The 17,570-nt window shown below is 42.7% G+C and carries 12 protein-coding genes and 1 pseudogene; 10 read left to right on the top strand and 3 right to left on the bottom strand.

Annotation, left to right across the window (positions count from 1 at the left end; translation table 11 throughout):
- The first annotated feature begins 11 nt into the window (after positions 1 to 11).
- The 6 genes and pseudogenes from NXX38_RS12995 to NXX38_RS12970 all read left to right on the top strand — a co-directional run bounded on the left by NXX38_RS12995 (position 12) and on the right by NXX38_RS12970 (position 8,965).
- Entirely contained in the window at positions 12 to 1,016 is a 1,005-nt protein-coding gene (locus NXX38_RS12995) for a peroxiredoxin (protein ID WP_195648448.1), read from the top strand.
- Positions 1,017 to 1,047: 31 nt separating this feature from the next.
- Entirely contained in the window at positions 1,048 to 2,754 is a 1,707-nt protein-coding gene (locus tag NXX38_RS12990) for a S8 family serine peptidase (protein ID WP_148364358.1), read from the top strand.
- Between the two features lie 10 nt (positions 2,755 to 2,764).
- Positions 2,765 to 3,904: a hypothetical protein gene (locus NXX38_RS12985; RefSeq protein ID WP_234131898.1), complete on the top strand. Its 1,140-nt coding sequence runs from the start codon at positions 2,765 to 2,767 to the stop codon at positions 3,902 to 3,904.
- Positions 3,891 to 5,067: pseudogene (locus NXX38_RS12980) on the top strand (hypothetical protein). Before NXX38_RS12985 ends, NXX38_RS12980 begins: the two are co-directional and overlap by 14 nt.
- A 42-nt stretch (positions 5,068 to 5,109) precedes the next feature.
- Complete coding sequence (locus NXX38_RS12975) at positions 5,110 to 6,378, top strand: thioredoxin domain-containing protein (RefSeq protein WP_258979643.1); 1,269 nt, start codon at positions 5,110 to 5,112, stop codon at positions 6,376 to 6,378.
- A gap of 157 nt (positions 6,379 to 6,535) precedes the next feature.
- On the top strand, positions 6,536 to 8,965 hold the full coding sequence (locus tag NXX38_RS12970) for a beta-N-acetylhexosaminidase (protein ID WP_234131897.1): 2,430 nt from the start codon (positions 6,536 to 6,538) through the stop codon (positions 8,963 to 8,965).
- Positions 8,966 to 9,087: 122 nt separating this feature from the next.
- Here the strand turns inward: NXX38_RS12970 and trxB are convergent, their stop codons facing one another.
- Genes trxB through NXX38_RS12955 form a run of 3 tightly spaced genes read right to left on the bottom strand, consistent with a single transcriptional unit; the run spans position 9,088 to position 13,234 of the window.
- Positions 9,088 to 10,038: a thioredoxin-disulfide reductase gene (trxB, locus tag NXX38_RS12965; RefSeq protein WP_004309849.1), complete on the bottom strand. Its 951-nt coding sequence runs from the start codon at positions 10,036 to 10,038 to the stop codon at positions 9,088 to 9,090.
- 36 nt (positions 10,039 to 10,074) lie between these two features.
- Entirely contained in the window at positions 10,075 to 10,722 is a 648-nt protein-coding gene (locus NXX38_RS12960; RefSeq protein WP_258979641.1) for a LolA-like putative outer membrane lipoprotein chaperone, read from the bottom strand.
- A 19-nt stretch (positions 10,723 to 10,741) separates the two neighbouring features.
- On the bottom strand, positions 10,742 to 13,234 hold the full coding sequence (locus NXX38_RS12955; RefSeq protein ID WP_234131896.1) for a DNA translocase FtsK: 2,493 nt from the start codon (positions 13,232 to 13,234) through the stop codon (positions 10,742 to 10,744).
- A gap of 125 nt (positions 13,235 to 13,359) precedes the next feature.
- Between NXX38_RS12955 and NXX38_RS12950 the strand changes: the two genes are divergently transcribed.
- From NXX38_RS12950 to NXX38_RS12935, 4 genes are all read left to right on the top strand, one after another.
- On the top strand, positions 13,360 to 14,010 hold the full coding sequence (locus tag NXX38_RS12950) for a DUF5063 domain-containing protein (protein WP_217721582.1): 651 nt from the start codon (positions 13,360 to 13,362) through the stop codon (positions 14,008 to 14,010).
- A gap of 2 nt (positions 14,011 to 14,012) precedes the next feature.
- On the top strand, positions 14,013 to 14,672 hold the full coding sequence (locus tag NXX38_RS12945; RefSeq protein ID WP_148364351.1) for a 3'-5' exonuclease: 660 nt from the start codon (positions 14,013 to 14,015) through the stop codon (positions 14,670 to 14,672).
- Positions 14,673 to 14,739: 67 nt separating this feature from the next.
- Positions 14,740 to 15,918 carry a class I SAM-dependent rRNA methyltransferase gene (locus tag NXX38_RS12940; RefSeq protein WP_148364350.1) on the top strand — a complete coding sequence of 393 codons (1,179 nt, stop codon included), beginning with the start codon at positions 14,740 to 14,742 and terminating at the stop codon, positions 15,916 to 15,918.
- Positions 15,919 to 16,325: 407 nt separating this feature from the next.
- Positions 16,326 to 17,564: a nucleoside permease gene (locus NXX38_RS12935; protein WP_074558503.1), complete on the top strand. Its 1,239-nt coding sequence runs from the start codon at positions 16,326 to 16,328 to the stop codon at positions 17,562 to 17,564.
- Positions 17,565 to 17,570: the final 6 nt, after the last annotated feature.

Genomic DNA, 17,570 nt, shown 5'->3' with positions numbered 1-17,570 from the left:
AACTTATAATAATGACAAAAGTAAGAAATTCATTGCTAACCATATTACTCTTATGCAGTGCCACTGTATGGGGAAATAACGGACTGAAAATATCAGGAAGAATAAAGGTATTAAAGCCAACGACTTTGCAAATAAAAGACATGAACGAAAGCGTTGTATTAAGCTGTCTCATCGGCACGAATGGCACATTCAGTACCGACGAGACAGACATCCTCCCTGATGTCTATAAACTTTATTTAGGAGAAACCGAGCAGGATATTTATCTAGAGAATACTCCGGTAACAATCAATGGTTACTTTGATGAAAAGAACCCCGAACAAAGTTCGCTTTCATTCACCGGCATCGATTCGTTTCTGACTTTACAAAACTATATGCCTACAGAAAGAGATCCGGATATAGCAACGATTTCTGCTTCTGTCAAAGGGAAACTGACTCCCGGCATGGCAGCCGCACTAGCCTATCTGGCAAATATAAATGATTACCAATCCAACAAAATGTTGTTGGATATGATACCGGAACAAGACAGAAAGTCTTTATCTGCCAAATGGCTGGTAAATCGGGTAGAGGTCCTCTCCCATCAAATTATCAGCGCGGAATGTCCCGACTTTACATTCATAGATGCCAACGGAAAAAATGTAAGTCTGAAAGATTTCCGTGGGAAAATTGTCGTACTGGATTTCTGTGCTTCCTGGTGTGGTCCCTGTCGCAAAGAAATGCGTAGCATGCTGACAATATACAATGAACTGAAAGCTGACGATCTGGAATTTATCAGCGTCTCATTAGATGACAGCGAAGCTAAATGGAGAAAAATGCTGGACGAAGAAAAACTCCCGTGGGTGATGCTGTGGGACAAGACAGGCTTCCCTAAAAACAGTAAAACTCCAAGTGCTATCCAGAATGCTTATGGCTTCTACTCTATCCCCTTCCTTGTAGTCATTGACAAAGAAGGCAAACTCGCAGCACGCAACGTCCGGGGCGAACAGGTGCGCGAAGCCATTTTAAAAATAAGAAAATAACTAAACTGTATAAATTATAACTCATCCAACAATGAAGAAACTTATATTTCCTATCGTATGCTGTTTTGTCAGCATGGCAGTATCGGCCCAGTTAGTCAAACAAAAGGTAGAAACACAAAAGAAACAATCCGAACTGGACTGGTTTAACTGTTCTTTCGACCAAGACAGTGTGTACGGGGCTGAAGTAAACAAGGCCTATGATTACCTGAAAGCCAACAAAAAGAAAGCTAAAAAAAGACCGGTCGTCGCATTGATCGGAACAGGAATGGACGTAGAACACGAAGATCTGAAACAAGCTATCTGGGTCAATCCCAAAGAAAAGCTGAACCAGAAAGACGATGACAAGAATGGTTTGATAGACGACATCAATGGATGGAATTTCATCGGCGGTAAAGATGGTCAGGTCATGGAAGCCCTGACACGTGAAGGAGAACGTGAATTCTTCCGCCTCAAAGATAAATACGCTGATTATGTCTTTGATGGAAAGAAATATTATAAAATCGTTAACGGAAAACGTCAGGAGGTTCCCGCACCGGAAAATATGGAAGAATACAATTATTATCGTTTTAAGGTTATGCCGGAATCCAGAATTGGCGGTTCATACGGTGGCTTGCAACTTTCCTATGTAATTGAGGAATATATCGAAAAGTTCGACAAGGACATGAAAAAACGTTTTCCCGGAAAAGAACTGACTGTTGAAGAATTCCAGAGTTGTTATAATCCTAAAGCGGAAAGAGACAGTCTTTCTGAAGTTGCTTTTGTTTTTACAGCTTACTCATTCAGCATCTATAATACAGACAAGTGGGAAACTGTATATCAGAGAATGGGAAAGAAAAGCGCAGAAACTGCCAAAGCATCCTACGAAGATGCATTGAAGAAATATGGTACAGACAACCGGAGAGAAATTGTAGGTGACAATCCTTTGGATATTAATGACACGCATTACGGCAATAATGTACTGTTGACATCGGATGCAGCAACCGGTGTAATGAAAGCTGGTGTCATCGCAGCCAAACGTGACAATGGTATCGGAAGTAACGGTATTGCCGATAATGCCGAAATCATGACCTTGCGCATCCATCCGGGAGAAGGGGAACCTTACCTGAAAGATATGGCATTGGCCATCCGCTATGCAGTAAATCACGGAGCAGACGTTATCTTACTGCCGGAACAAAACTCCTTATATCCTGAAGAACAGAAACAATGGGTAACAGATGCGCTGAAAGAGGCAGAAAAGAAAGGAGCATTAGTTATCGTTCCTGTTTGGGATCTGTCGATAGACATGGATAAAAGTGAATTCTTCCCGAACCGGAAGATGGGCAAGGATGGCGAGCTTACCAATTTCATGGTGGTTGCTTCATCCGACAAGAAAGGTAATCCGGTACTGAACACGAACTACGGCGCAACGACTCTTGACATCTATGCTCCGGGAACGGATATTTATTCTTCTTATATGGGCGATACTTACCAGAAAGGAACCGGTGAAGGAATGGCCTCGGCTACCGTGGCCGGTGTAGCTGCCCTTGTAAAATCTTATTTCCCCAAACTGACCGGCTCTCAAATCCGTGATATATTACTGAAAAGCGTCACCTCACGCAAAGGAGTGGAGGTAGAAAAAGGAATCCGTGTGAACGATAGTCCTTCACAAGATTTGTTTCTTTTTGACGATTTATGTATTTCCGGAGGTATCGTAAATGCTTATCAGGCAATTTTGGAAGCGGAAAAAGTCAGCAAATAAAGATTAGTCTATGAAGTATACTCGTATAACAGGAACCGTCATCGCCTTTTGCATGGCGGTCTCTTTATTCGCCCAACAATATAAAGCAACCATACCTTATCAAATGGTAGGCGGAAAAATGGTTATCGAAATGAAAGTGAACGGCACCGCACGTCCTTTTATCTTTGATACCGGGGGACGTACCGCACTCACAACCAAAGCCTGCCAAGTACTACAGATAGTGGCTACGGACTCGATGAAGGTGACGGATGTAAACAACGTGGAAAGCTATTACAAAACTGCGCGGATAGAAAATCTGACAACTCCCGATAATATTATCAACTTTAAAAATGCACCGTCGCTGGTTATCGATGAGGTAAAAGGTTGGGAATGTTTTGGAGTAGACGGTATTATCGGCAGCGATTTGTTTGCCAGTACCATTGTCAGCATAGATTCACAGACAAAAAATATCATAGTCACATCTGCAGAAAAGCCTTCTACGGTATCTTTACGGAAAATGCTGAATTTCACGAAAGATGGTGGTATGCCGATTATCAATATACAGATAGCCCCGGTGAGCAACATAACTGTATTATTTGATACAGGTAGTCCCAGTCTGTTATCTCTTATTGAAAGCGATTTTGAAAAAATCAAACCCGAAGCCTCTATGGAAGTGGTTTCCGAAGGATATGGAGAAGGGAGTATCGGAGTATCCGGTCAGGCGAACAAGGCATCTTCTTACAGGGTTCGTATTCCATTGTTATCAGTCGGAGCCACCAAATTCCGTAACGTAACAACCAGCACCAACAATCACCCATACACATTATTGGGTGTCAAGCTGTTGCAATACGGTAAAGTGACCATTGACTATCCACGCGGAAGATTCTATTTTGAAGCATTTCAACCGGACAATGAAATAAACAATCAAGGTAATAATTTTGACTTGACGGTCAAAGACGGAGACTTATATGTATCTACTGTATGGAGCAGTACGAAAGGTAAGATAGCAGTCGGAGACAAGGTGATTAAAATCAATGGCAAACCTGCTAAGAAATATGACTTCTGCGAAAGTATTCTGAACGGAATACCGGAGTTGAAAGAGAAGAAGAAAACGAAACTGACGATCAAGACAGCTTCTGGAGTAAAGGATATTATCTATGAAAAAGAATAATATGAAAAGAATAGGGAATACTGACCGGCTTATGGTTGCTGTTATTTCTAAACTGCGGACAAAGAATGGCAGCGCAAATCCGGAATAAGGTTTGCGACACCATTCCTTATGAATTTATACAAGAGAAAATCATTATCCCCGTCACCGTTAACGGTATAAAAGTGAAATATATCGTCGACACGGGAGGAAGAACCGGAACTATGTATGATGCTGCGACGGAAATGAAAGCTACTGCCGCAGGATATATGCGTATTTCCGATGTGAATGCACAAGGCTCCAATTATCAGGAAGCACATGTACAGAATGTATCTATCGGGGAAAACTATAAAATCAAGCAGTTGAAGACAATGGTACTGCCAAAGAATCCATTCTTCACCGGACTAGGGGTTGTCGGTATTCTTGGAGGAGACGCTTTCGCACAGTCGGTAGTTACATTCGATTCCCGTTCTAAAATAATGGTTATCAATTATCCGTATCGTCCTGAAGGACTAAAAGTAACGGATGGGATTCCACTGTTGGATGAGACGGAGCATCATTCCATCGTCAACGTCCGCTTAGGGGATAATGATTTCAAGGTTCTGTTCGATACGGGTGCAGATGGATTTCTGCTTTATTCTACAGAAGATTATGAGAGACTGTCTGACATTTCAAAAGTTACTAATCACGGATATGGTATCGTAGCTGCCGGAATAACAGGTCTGGGCAAGCCGGTAGATATAAAGAAGGTGACTGTTCCCCCCATCAACATCATGGGGAAAGAATTCACAAATGTGGGTAGTACGACCACGGTGATGAATGGAAGCATCATCGGAGTGGATTTACTGGAATACGGTAAAGTAATTATCGATTACATGCGCAGACGGTTCTACTTTTTTCCGTTTGAAGAAGGAAAAACCGACATGGGCGGTGCTCCAGCTCTCTGGAACGTAAGTATACTGCCACGCAATGAGAGATTTGAAATCACAACGATCTGGGACAGCATGAAAGATAAAGTAGCTTTCGGTGACCAGGTGATTAACATCAACGGTACTTCTCTGGAAGATTGTCCCATGAGCCAGATGGCTGTAGAAGATATCATGAATGCCATCCCCGGTGATACCGGTTATATTATTGTCAAGAAAGACAATCAAGAGAAAAGAATTGAAATCAGGAAAGAGAAATGAACTTTAAACAGAAAAAAGATATGGAAGCGAATAATAACAAAGATGTATCTCTGTCTACTTGCATTTTGTATTGCCGGAGGAATCAGTGCACAGACACAGAACAGTATGACAGAGGTCATTCCATTCAAAACCATTGATGGAAAGATAATCGTAGAAGCCGCCATAAATGGCGAAGTGGCAGACTTTGTCCTCGATCTGTCAGGACATAACGCCCTGCTTCCTGAGGCCATCAAGAAGTTACGCATCGACACGGGGAAGAACGGAACTTTTAGTGCTTATCAGGATTTTGTATTCAAACAAGTACCTGTTGGAAAAGTATATGAAATGGCAACTGTTGCTATTGGCAACAATACGTTTAGCAACGATCTTCCAGCTTTCGTTCTGGAAGACGAACCGTATCTACGCAAGCTGGGAGTGATGGGTGTATTAAGCGGTGCCATTTTCCGCACTTCTGTTCTGACCATTGATATGCAACGGAAAAAGCTCACAATTACGCAGCCCTATCGTCCCTCTTATATGAAATTAAACTACCGGGAGAACTTTGATCTGATTACAGGATTAGGAATCGTATGTCCGATATCCATTCAAGGGAAACCTGTTTCTCTTGTTCTGGATACGTGGAGCGAAGGACTGGTAAATCTTACCGAAAAAGATTTCAATACATGGAGCGCACAATACACCAAAGGAACCAACCAAAAAGTTTCCAATGGATATAAAGAAGCCACTCAAGAAGAGGAAAGCCTCATCTTACCGGAAACCATGTTCGTAAAAACAAAGATTGAAGATGCCATGGCAGTGAAGAACCCGTACTTGAAACGCTCTGTATTAGGCAAAAAAATACTGGACTACGGAATCATATCCATTGACTATATTCATCAGAAAATTTATTTCCAGCCATTTGACATGGTTCCCATACCGGAAGCGGAAGCTAAAGTAACGGAAACTAAAATTGAAGACGGTAAACTGAATCCGATTACCCGCCAATTCTTCCTCGAACACATCTTCGACTACAGAAAAGGGAATGATTTCGTTTATAACGGCGACAAACCGGTTGTGATTGATTTCTGGGCAACTTGGTGCGGACCTTGCATGCGCTTACTTCCGGAAATGGAAAAGCTGGCCGAAAAGTATAAAGGTAAAGTTGTATTCTACAAGGTTAATGCGGACAAAGAAAAGGATTTATGCAATCACTTCGGTGTACAGGCATTGCCTACCTTATTCTTCATACCTGCAGGCGGCAAACCGATTATTGAAGTCGGAGCCACTCCGGAGAAGTACGTACAAATCATCGAAGAACAACTACTGAAATAAAAACTCTCTCTTAATTATATAACTAAATTAATCTGAAACTTTAGCTAAAAGCCGGACATCGTTCCGGCTTTTTTATTTCCATATTATTGGAACTTATCATATAAACAAGTACATTTGCCCTGTCAAACCTATTTATAACTTAACACACATTTTGACCATGAAGAAAAGTATTTCTCTTCTTCTTTTGTCCTTATTAATGATTACCCCCAGTTGTCAGAAGACAAAAGAAGCGGTGAACGAGTACAACATCGTTCCCAACCCCAACCAGATTCTTCCACAGGAAGGACGCTTTGAACTAAACAACAAAGTCTGCCTCGTAGTTCCTTCGGATGCTCCGGAAGTAAAAAGCATTGCCGACAGCTTAGCCGGACAACTAAAACTGACAGCAGGAATTTCCTTGAAAGAAGCTGAAAGTGCAGACGGAAAAACAGCAATCTCTTTTGTTGTACAGGAAGGTATGCCGAAAGAAGGTTATAAATTGTCGGTTACTCCCAGTCTCATTACACTCACCGCTTCCCAACCGAACGGATTCTTTTATGGAGTGCAGACTCTTTATCAGTTACTCCCTCCGGCAATTTACGGAAAGCAGTTGGATAAGAAAGCTGACTGGTCGGTTCCTGCCGTAGAAATTGAAGATTCACCCCGTTTTGTTCATCGCGGACTCATGTTGGATGTTTGCCGCCATTATGTACCGATTGACTACATTTACAAGTTTATCGACTTACTGGCTATGAACAAGATGAATGTCTTCCACTGGCATTTGACAGACGATCAGGGATGGAGAATTGAGATCAAGAAATATCCCAAATTGACGGAAATCGGTTCCAAGCGTGAAAAGACATTGGTAGACTATTACTATGTGAACTATCCGCAAGTATTCGACGGAAAAGAACATGGAGGTTATTATACACAGGAGCAAATCAAAGAGGTAGTGGCTTATGCTGCAAGCAAATATATCAATGTCGTTCCCGAAATAGAAATGCCGGGACATGCATTGGCTGCACTTGCTGCCTATCCGGAATTGTCATGCGACTCGACACAGACTTACAAGGTATCTCCTACCTGGGGAGTATTCGAGCAGGTATTCTGTCCAAGTGAAACGACTTTCAAATTCTTTGAAGGAGTGATGGATGAAGTGATAGAATTATTCCCCAGCGAATACATTCACATCGGTGGCGACGAATGTCCCAAGACAGCATGGAAGAACAGTGCTTTCTGCCAGCAGTTAATCCGTCAGTTAGGATTGAAAGATGATACGACTCCCAGTAAGATAGACGGAATAAAACACAGCAAAGAAGATAAGTTGCAGAGCTATTTCGTTACCCGCATGGAGAAATACCTGAATAGTAAAGGCAAAAACATCATCGGCTGGGATGAGATTCTCGAAGGTGGTCTGGCTCCCAATGCGACTGTTATGTCATGGCGCGGTGTAGAAGGAGGTATGAATGCAGCCAAAGCTGGGCATAATGCCATCATGACTCCGAATCCTTATGTATATTTGGACTACTATCAAGAAGAGCCGGAAATTGCTCCGACTACTATCGGCGGATACAATACCTTGAAGAAAACATATAGCTACAACCCTGTTCCGGACGACGCTGACGAGCTTGCCAAGAAACATATCATCGGAATACAAGGAAATATCTGGAGAGAGTATATGCAAACTTCAGAACGTACAGACTATCAAGCTTTCCCGCGTGCAATGGCTATCGCCGAAACGGCCTGGACACAAAACGCAAACAAAGACTGGAAGAATTTCTGCGAACGGATGGTGACTGAATTTGAACGTTTGAAAGTTATGAACACCCAGCCTTGTCTCAATTTCTTTGACGTAAATATAAATACGCACGCAGATGAGAACGGTCCTTTAATGGTATTGCTGGAAAGTTTTTACCCGGATGCGGAAATCCGGTATACAACGGACGGCAGCGAACCGTCCAAAGCGTCCGCTTTATATGAAAAGCCTTTTGTTCTTGAAGGCAATATCGACCTGAAAGCTGCTGCTTTCAAAGACGGAAAGATATTGGGCAAAGTAGCCCACAAGCCACTGTATGGCAATTTATTGACAGGAAAGCCCTATACGGTTAATTATACGATGGGATGGACAGGCGATATATTCGATGAAAACGATGTATTAGGAGCCGACCAGACTACTTTCGGACTGACCAATGGTAAACGAGGTAACAACGCTTCGTATACTCCATGGTGTAGCTTCGGTATCGTTGAAGGTAAGGATTTGGAATTTATCGTTCACTTGGATAAGCCGACACAAGTCAGCAAAGTTATTTTCGGTTCTTTATTTAATCCTGCCATGAGAATTCTTCCTGCAGGAGGAGTTGCCGTAGAAGTATCAGCAGACGGTAAGCAATACACACCGATAGCCGAAAAAGCTTTGAAACACGATTATCCGGAAACAGGAAGAATTGCATTCACCGATTCCATTGAATTTGAACCGACACAGGCTACGTTCCTGAAAGTCAAAATCAAGAATGGCGGCACACTGCGTAATGGTGTCAACTTTGAAAAGAATAACGGTCCGGAAGTCATTCCTGCCGAATTATGGATAGATGAAATAGAAGCATATTGACCAAAGACAATCGGCAAATGCTGTTCAACAAAATCACCCATACTACAGATTAAACTCTAGCATGGGTGATTTTTATATTTATAAGGGTTTTAATCCCCTTCTATGATCGGATATAAACCGGATTAAATAAGTCCTTTGGCAGAAAGATAACGTTCAGCTTCCAAAGCAGCTTTGCAACCACTTCCAGCAGCCGTAATAGCCTGACGATAATGCGGATCGGCAACGTCTCCTGCTGCAAAAACTCCGGGGACTTTTGTACGGGGACTATCACCTTCCGTGATGATATAACCCACTTCGTCCGTATCAACGTATTCTTTAAATATTTCAGTATTCGGCTGATGTCCGATAGCCAGGAAGAAACCGTCGATAGGCAAGCTATAACGTTCTTCATCCGGTTCCCCCCAACGTTTCACCAGGTTTACACCTTCTACCCCATTATCGCCAAACAAACCAACCGCATTGTGTTCAAAAAGAACTTCAATCTTCTCGTGGTTCATTACTCGCTCCTGCATAATCTTCGATGCACGCAGAAAAGGTTTGCGGACAATCAGATATACTTTGGATGCAAGTCCGGCAAGATAAACAGCTTCTTCACACGCTGTATCACCGCCACCGACTACAGCTACAACTTTCTTACGATAGAAAAATCCGTCACAAGTAGCGCAAGCACTTACCCCCATTCCGGCATATTTCTTCTCATCCTCCAGTCCCAGATATTTAGCAGTAGCTCCGGTAGCAATAATCAATGATTCTGTTTCAATAACCTTATCACCGTCGATTGTTATTTTATAAGGAGCTTTGCTCAAATCGGCCGCTGTAGCAATACCGAAACGAATGTCTGTTCCGAAACGGCTTGCTTGTGCACGCAAGTCTTCCATCAACTGCGGACCACTGATTCCTTCCGGATAACCGGGGAAGTTCTCCACATCCGTAGTAGTAGTCAACTGGCCACCCGGTTGCAATCCTTCATAAAGTACCGGACATAAATTTGCACGTCCTGCATAAATCGCTGCCGTATATCCGGCAGGTCCTGAACCTATAATCAGGCATTTTACTTTTTCTATTTCTGCCATTTTAATTTATCTTTTTCGTTTTGTTATAAACGTATATTATCTCAAATCTATCACCTCCGCATTGGGATATTGCTTTTTATCAAACGTAAAAACCTGATCCGCATAATTCTGCTTTGTCTGATAACTTGTAATGGTTATCTCATTACGTGTCTGTTGACCACGCTGTTGAAGCAAAATATACAAAGGTTCATAAGTATCCTTCGTCACAAAAAGAGTGATACGTTCCAACTCCTGTTTCTTATCTCTGGCAGTCAAAACGACTTCCCAAACAGCTTTTCCACGATACATCTTAGTTGCTCCCAACTTATAAGAGAATCCTTTCCGATACATATATAGAAATGTATACGGATTAATCTGCTGCAACTCTTCCTGTGTCGGATTGCTGACGTTCACTTCATCATTCTTTGTCACATAACTCCACTGCGTTTTTCCATCAAACCAAGTGATGATATCCGACGTTTTCAGTACGAATTTCTCTCCTTTCAACTGAATCGTTCCATTTTCAGCACCTTCTACCAGACCGTTCGTCACAGCCTTTACAGTAAAATCGGCCTTTACACCACCTGCTTTACGAAACGCCTCTGCCGTCTTATCAAGAATGACTTTAGCCTGCGACTGCTGTTGTTGGGCAATCACAGGCAAAGACAGTAAAGCTATTAAAACACTAAAAATGTATTTTCTCATTTGATTAATAAACGAACGGTTACTGTAAATTGTTCAATCGCATTTCAAGATCATTATCATCCATGCACAAGACATCGCGTGCCTTGCTTCCCTGGGTAGGGCCTACGATTCCCGCTTTTTCGAGTTGGTCCATAATACGTCCGGCACGGTTGTAACCGATAGCGAATTTACGCTGAATTAACGAAGTGGAACCTTGCTGATGAATCACTACCAATCGGGCTGCATCTTCGAACAACGGATCGAGACGTCCCATATCAATATCTCCTACTTCACTACCACCATCTTCGCTCACGAATTCAGGCAGGAAGAACGGAGTAGGATAACTTTGCTGACGAGCGATGAACTTCGTAATTTCTTCCACTTCCGGCGTATCGATAAAGGCACATTGCACACGCACCGGATCGGCTCCCTGCAAGAAGAGCATATCCCCCTTACCAATCAGGCGGTTAGCACCCGGACGGTCGAGAATGGTACGGGAGTCCATCATGGCGGATACACGGAATGCGATACGCGCCGGGAAGTTGGCTTTGATCGTACCCGTAATAATATTAGTAGTCGGACGCTGTGTAGCAATAATCATGTGAATACCGACAGCACGCGCCAACTGTGCAATACGGGCAATCGGAAGTTCCACTTCCTTACCGGCAGTCATAATCAAATCTCCGAACTCATCAATCACCACTACGATATACGGCATAAACTTGTGTCCCTTTTCCGGATTCAAACGACGGTTGACAAATTTTTCGTTATATTCTTTGATATTACGCACATGCGCCATCTTCAAAAGATCATAACGGGTATCCATCTCCACACAAACAGAGTTCAAGGTTTGCACTACTTTCGTTACGTCCGTAATAATAGGTTCGCCTCCATCAGGAAGTTTGGCAAGGAAGTGATTTTCAATCACCGAATAGATACTGAATTCCACTTTCTTCGGGTCGACCAGTACAAACTTCAATTCTGCCGGATGTTTCTTATATAATAAAGAAGTGATAATAGCATTCAAACCGACAGATTTACCCTGACCGGTTGCACCTGCCACCAATACGTGCGGCATCTTGCAAAGGTCGAACATAAAAACTTCGTTCGTGATCGTCTTACCCAATACAATAGGCAAGTCATATTTGGATTCCTGAAATTTCTTGCTTCCGATCACACTTTGTCCGGAAACAATCTTCGGATTCTTGTTCGGTACTTCAATACCGATGGTTCCTTTACCCGGTATCGGAGCAATAATACGGATACCATCAGCGGAAAGGCTCAATGCGATATCATCTTCCAACCCACGGATTTTAGAAATACGCACTCCCTGTTCCGGAGTAATTTCATATAAAGTTACCGTAGGTCCTACGGTTGCTTTAATCGTACTGATTTCGATTCCGAAGCTACGTAATGTATTGATGATGCGGTCTTTATTTGCATTCTGCTCGTCCATGTCAATCGTCGGATCATCATTTTCGAAATGCTTCATCAGGTCGATAGTCGGGAAACGGTAGTTCTCCAGATCTTTAGTAGGATTATAAGGTTCAAGTTCAGGTCCCTGATATTCTTCTTCCGAAGCTGCCGGTTCTACCTCAAACCCAGGTTCCGCCTCTTCCAAAGAGTCTTCCTGCACAATAGGAGCAGGATTGGAAACTGTCGATTCAAATACCATAGTCACTCCTTCACTTTCGTCAGATACAGAAGTATCTTCCTTTTCCGGTTTATTAATAGGGAGGTTTTCTTCAGGTTCTTCAGCCTGAATATCCATCACTGGTACCGGAGGAGGTGTCTGTTTATACGTCCGTTTCAAATTGAACTCCACTTCTTGCGGTTGGGAAGTTGTAAATTCCGGATCGTCTTCTCCTTCCGGAACGTTCTCTTTTTCTTCTTTCTTTTCGCGTTTCAGGAAACTCAATGCAAAAAGTTTACGCAACCAGATAACGGTACGTGCACTTATATATATAAAGAAACAGATAGCAGTTATCAACAGGATCATCCACACACCGGGTACTCCTACTTGCGAAATCAGCCAACGACTGACATTATATCCGTGCATACCTCCCAAATAAATGAAAGAATCCTGATAATGATCCATAAAGGCAAATCCGAAGAATACGGAGAACCAGACCAACAAGAGTGTGCAGCCGATAAACCACTTCCACAGACGTACAACACGTACACGCATCAACTTCAATCCTGCCACTGCCAGGAAAACAAGTATAAAAAAAGAGGAAACGCCGAAACAGTCATTAATCAAATAACTGGCCAATTGCGCTCCGCGTGAACCTGCATAATTCTTCACCTGATTATTAACGGCTGCCAAGTCTGCCGAACTGCCACTATCGATAATACTTTGGTCGGCAGCCCCCGTGAAGAAGAAGGAAGAAAAAGCCAACAACAGGTAAACGGAAAAGATGACCAGCATCAATCCGATTACAAAATGAATGGTTTCATTCTTACATACAGCCACAATTTTACTGGGGGAAGAGGGAGTACGTTCCGCCTCCTTATCTAATTTCTTCTTTGCCATGAGTCTTTAATTCTTTTTTATAAAACTGGAATGAGATTCTAAGCTGCAAAAATAATAAAAAAATAACGAGCACTACGCTCATTCAATCCTTTTTCTTACCTTTGCGTTTCAAATCAATATAGATCATGGAAAAAGAAAGCCAAACGATATTTGATAAAAACGTAATTGAGTTCGTAACGGTAGCTGCCGAATTTTGTGCATTTCTCGAACGTGCCGAACGCATGAAGCGTAGCACTTTCGTTGATACATCATTAAAAATACTTCCCCTGCTCTATCTCAAAGCATCTATGCTGCCCAAATGTGAGACTATCGGGGACGAAGCGCTCGAAACGTATGTCACAGAAGAGATTTACGAAATTCTGCGCATCAACCTTTCCGGATTGATGGCCGACAAGGATGATTATCTGGACGTATTCGTACAAGATATGGTGTATAGCGACCAGCCTATCAAGAAGTCTATATCGGAAGACCTGGCCGACATTTATCAGGATATTAAAGATTTCATATTTGTCTTCCAACTGGGACTGAACGAAACGATGAATGATTCATTGGCTATCTGCCAGGAGAACTTCGGTACACTGTGGGGACAGAAACTGGTAAACACGCTCCGTGCCCTTCATGATGTGAAATACAACCAGGAGGAAGAAGAGGAAGAAGGATTTTACGAACCAAGCGACGACAACGATTGTTGTGAAGAAGATGGCTGTCATTGCCACGATGACGATTGCCACTGCCACGAAGACGGTTGCCATTGCCATGATGATGAATTAAAATAGAAATGATTGTAAGAAGAACCATAGATAAAGATGAACTAAAAGAACTCCCGAAAACTGTCTTTCCGGGACGTATTTATGTTATCCAGTCGGAAGCTGAAACGGAAAGAGCAGTAGCTTACCTCCAATCCAGACCTGTGATAGGTATCGACAGCGAAACTCGTCCTTCCTTTACCAAAGGACAATCGCACAAAGTAGCACTTCTCCAGATTTCTTCCGAAGAATGCTGTTTCTTATTCCGTCTCAATATGACGGGATTGACCCAGCCATTGGTTGACTTGTTAGAAAACCCGGCTGTTATCAAAGTGGGACTTTCACTGAAAGACGACTTTATGATGCTGCATAAACGCGCACCTTTTACCCAACAAAGCTGTATCGAGTTGCAGGACTATGTGCGTCAATTCGGAATACAAGACAAAAGTCTGCAAAAGATTTACGCCATCTTATTCAAAGAAAAAATATCCAAATCACAACGCTTGTCCAACTGGGAAGCTGATGTATTAAGTGACGGACAGAAACAATACGCTGCTACCGATGCATGGGCGTGCCTCAATATCTATAATCTGCTGCAAGAGCTGAAACAGACAGGAGATTGGGAGGTTTCTCCGCTAACAGCTACAGTCTCTCCCACGGAGGAAGTGATAGGTAATAAAATAAGTGATTAATAACCAATAATAAAACCATCTAAAGCCCTTTCCCCGTTGGGAAAGAGGGTTGAGGAAAGACTACATTATGCATAAAGTATATCTCAAACCTGGTAAAGAAGATTCTCTTAAGAGATTCCACCCGTGGATTTTTTCCGGTGCTATCGCTCGTTTTGACGGAGAGCCCGATGAAGGTGAAGTTGTAGAAGTATATACCTCAAAAAAAGAATTTATCGCCGAAGGACATTTCCAGATCGGAAGTATTGCTGTGCGCGTACTGTCTTTCCGCCAGGAACCTATCGATCACGATTTTTGGAAACGCAAACTGGAAATAGCATATGCTATGCGTTGCAGTATCGGCATCGCCACCAATCCGGTCAACAATACTTACCGGCTTGTTCACGGTGAAGGAGACAATCTCCCCGGACTGGTGATTGACGTGTATGCCAAAACCGCTGTTATGCAGGCACACTCTGCAGGAATGCACGTAGACCGCATGACAATTGCCGAAGCTTTATCCGAAGTAATGGGTGACAAGATCGAAAATATCTACTATAAATCAGAAACAACTCTTCCTTTTAAAGCAGACCTTTTCCCTGAAAACGGTTTTCTGAAAGGAGGAAGCAATGACAATATCGCACAAGAATATGGATTGAAGTTCCATGTGGACTGGCTGAAAGGTCAAAAGACCGGGTTCTTTGTAGATCAGCGTGAAAACCGCTCTTTGCTGGAACGTTATGCCAAAGACCGTTCGGTACTGAATATGTTCTGCTACACTGGCGGATTCTCATTTTACGCCATGCGCGGAGGTGCGAAACTCGTCCACTCTGTCGACAGTTCAGCCAAAGCGATTGATCTGACTAACAAAAATGTGGAACTAAACTTTCCCGGTGATTCCCGTCACGAAGCGTTTGCCGAGGATGCTTTCAAATATCTCGACCGCATGGGCGACCAGTATGATTTAATCATCCTTGATCCGCCTGCATTCGCCAAACATAAAGATGCATTGCGGAATGCTTTGCAAGGCTACCGTAAGCTGAATGCCAAAGCATTCGAGAAAATCAAACCGGGCGGTATCCTGTTCACCTTCTCTTGTTCGCAAGTGGTAAGCAAAGATAATTTCCGTACTGCCGTATTTACCGCTGCAGCCATGTCAGGGCGTAGTGTACGCATCCTACACCAGCTGACTCAACCGGCTGACCATCCGGTAAACATCTATCATCCCGAAGGAGAATATTTAAAAGGGTTGGTACTCTACGTAGAATAATCGGTAAGGTGCCGGAGTCAAGTTTCCATTCGGATATCAGGCATTTCTCCGGAAGTATAACTGATCAGAGAGGGCAGTAACAGAAAAACGGAAGATTCAAAGTTAATTATAGTTAACAAATAGAAGATTTCCGAGAAAACATTATGTTGTATAACACAAACCCCATATCTTTGCACTGTGTTTTTCATGGTATTAGATTTAAGGTTAACAAAGATTGGCTGTCTGGGATAGATAGCCTTCTTTTTTTATACCCTCTTCATTTGTTTTTTCACACCCAAATCTCATCTATTCTTCGCATTTATACCATTTTTATCCCCTTTTTATCAAATTACTTATCCACCTATTCAACGAAAATATTATATTTGCAAGGTTTATGAACGTGAAGAGAAACACAAATTAAAAAAGTCATGAGTATAAAAGTTCGTTTGATTATTATGAACTTCCTGCAATTCTTTGTATGGGGGTCATGGTTAATATCACTAGGTGGTTATATGGGAAGAGAACTTCATTTTGAAGGAGGACAGATCGGAGCCATTTTCGCCACCATGGGGATTGCCTCTTTGGTAATGCCGGGTATTATCGGTATTATCGCTGATAAATGGTTTAATGCAGAACGTTTATACGGACTTTGCCATATTGCAGGGGCAGGATGTCTCTTCTACGCTTCTACCGCAACGGGATACGACCAGATGTATTGGGCCATGTTGCTCAACTTGTTAGTATATATGCCTACTTTATCCCTCGCTAACACAGTATCGTACAATGCACTGGAACAATACAAATGTGACCTGATTAAAGACTTCCCTCCTATCCGTGTATGGGGAACAATCGGTTTTATCTGTGCCATGTGGGCTGTCGACCTTACCGGATTCAAGAATTCAAGTGCGCAACTTTATGTAGGCGGTGCTTCCGCATTGCTACTCGGACTTTATTCATTTACCCTCCCGGCCTGTCGACCGGCTAAATCTGAAAACAAATCATGGCTCTCCGCTTTCGGACTGGATGCGCTGGTATTATTCAAGAAAAAGAAAATGGCTATTTTCTTCCTTTTCTCCATGCTTCTAGGTGCAGCATTGCAGATTACGAATACTTACGGCGACCTTTTCTTAAGCAGTTTTGCCAGCATCCCTGAATATGCAGATTCTTTCGGAGTGAAACATTCAGTCATCCTGTTATCCATTTCACAGATGTCCGAAACATTGTTTATTCTTGCCATACCTTTCTTCCTGCGTCATTTCGGAATCAAACAAGTCATGCTAATCAGTATGTTCGCTTGGGTGTTCCGGTTCGGGCTGTTCGGTTTTGGAGATCCGGGATCGGGACTATGGATGCTGATCCTTTCCATGATCGTTTATGGTATGGCCTTTGATTTCTTCAACATTTCCGGTTCGTTGTTTGTTGAACAAGAAGCCAATTCTTCTATCCGTGCCAGTGCACAAGGATTGTTCTTCATGATGACTAACGGATTGGGAGCCATCATGGGGGGATATGCCAGCGGTGCGGTAGTTGATGCATTCTCGGTGTATGCTGACGGTAGACTGGTGAGCCGCGAATGGATGGATATCTGGCTGATCTTTGCCGCTTATGCGCTGGTGATCGGTATTCTGTTTGCCCTGATATTCAAGTACAAACACCAGCGAAAGTAAAACAAA

It is taken from the genome of Bacteroides sp. BFG-637, from assembly GCF_024793605.1.
In the GTDB taxonomy this organism is placed as follows: domain Bacteria; phylum Bacteroidota; class Bacteroidia; order Bacteroidales; family Bacteroidaceae; genus Bacteroides; species Bacteroides vicugnae.
Note: the sequence above shows the minus strand (reverse complement) of the source record. Positions and strands in the feature narration are given on the sequence as shown.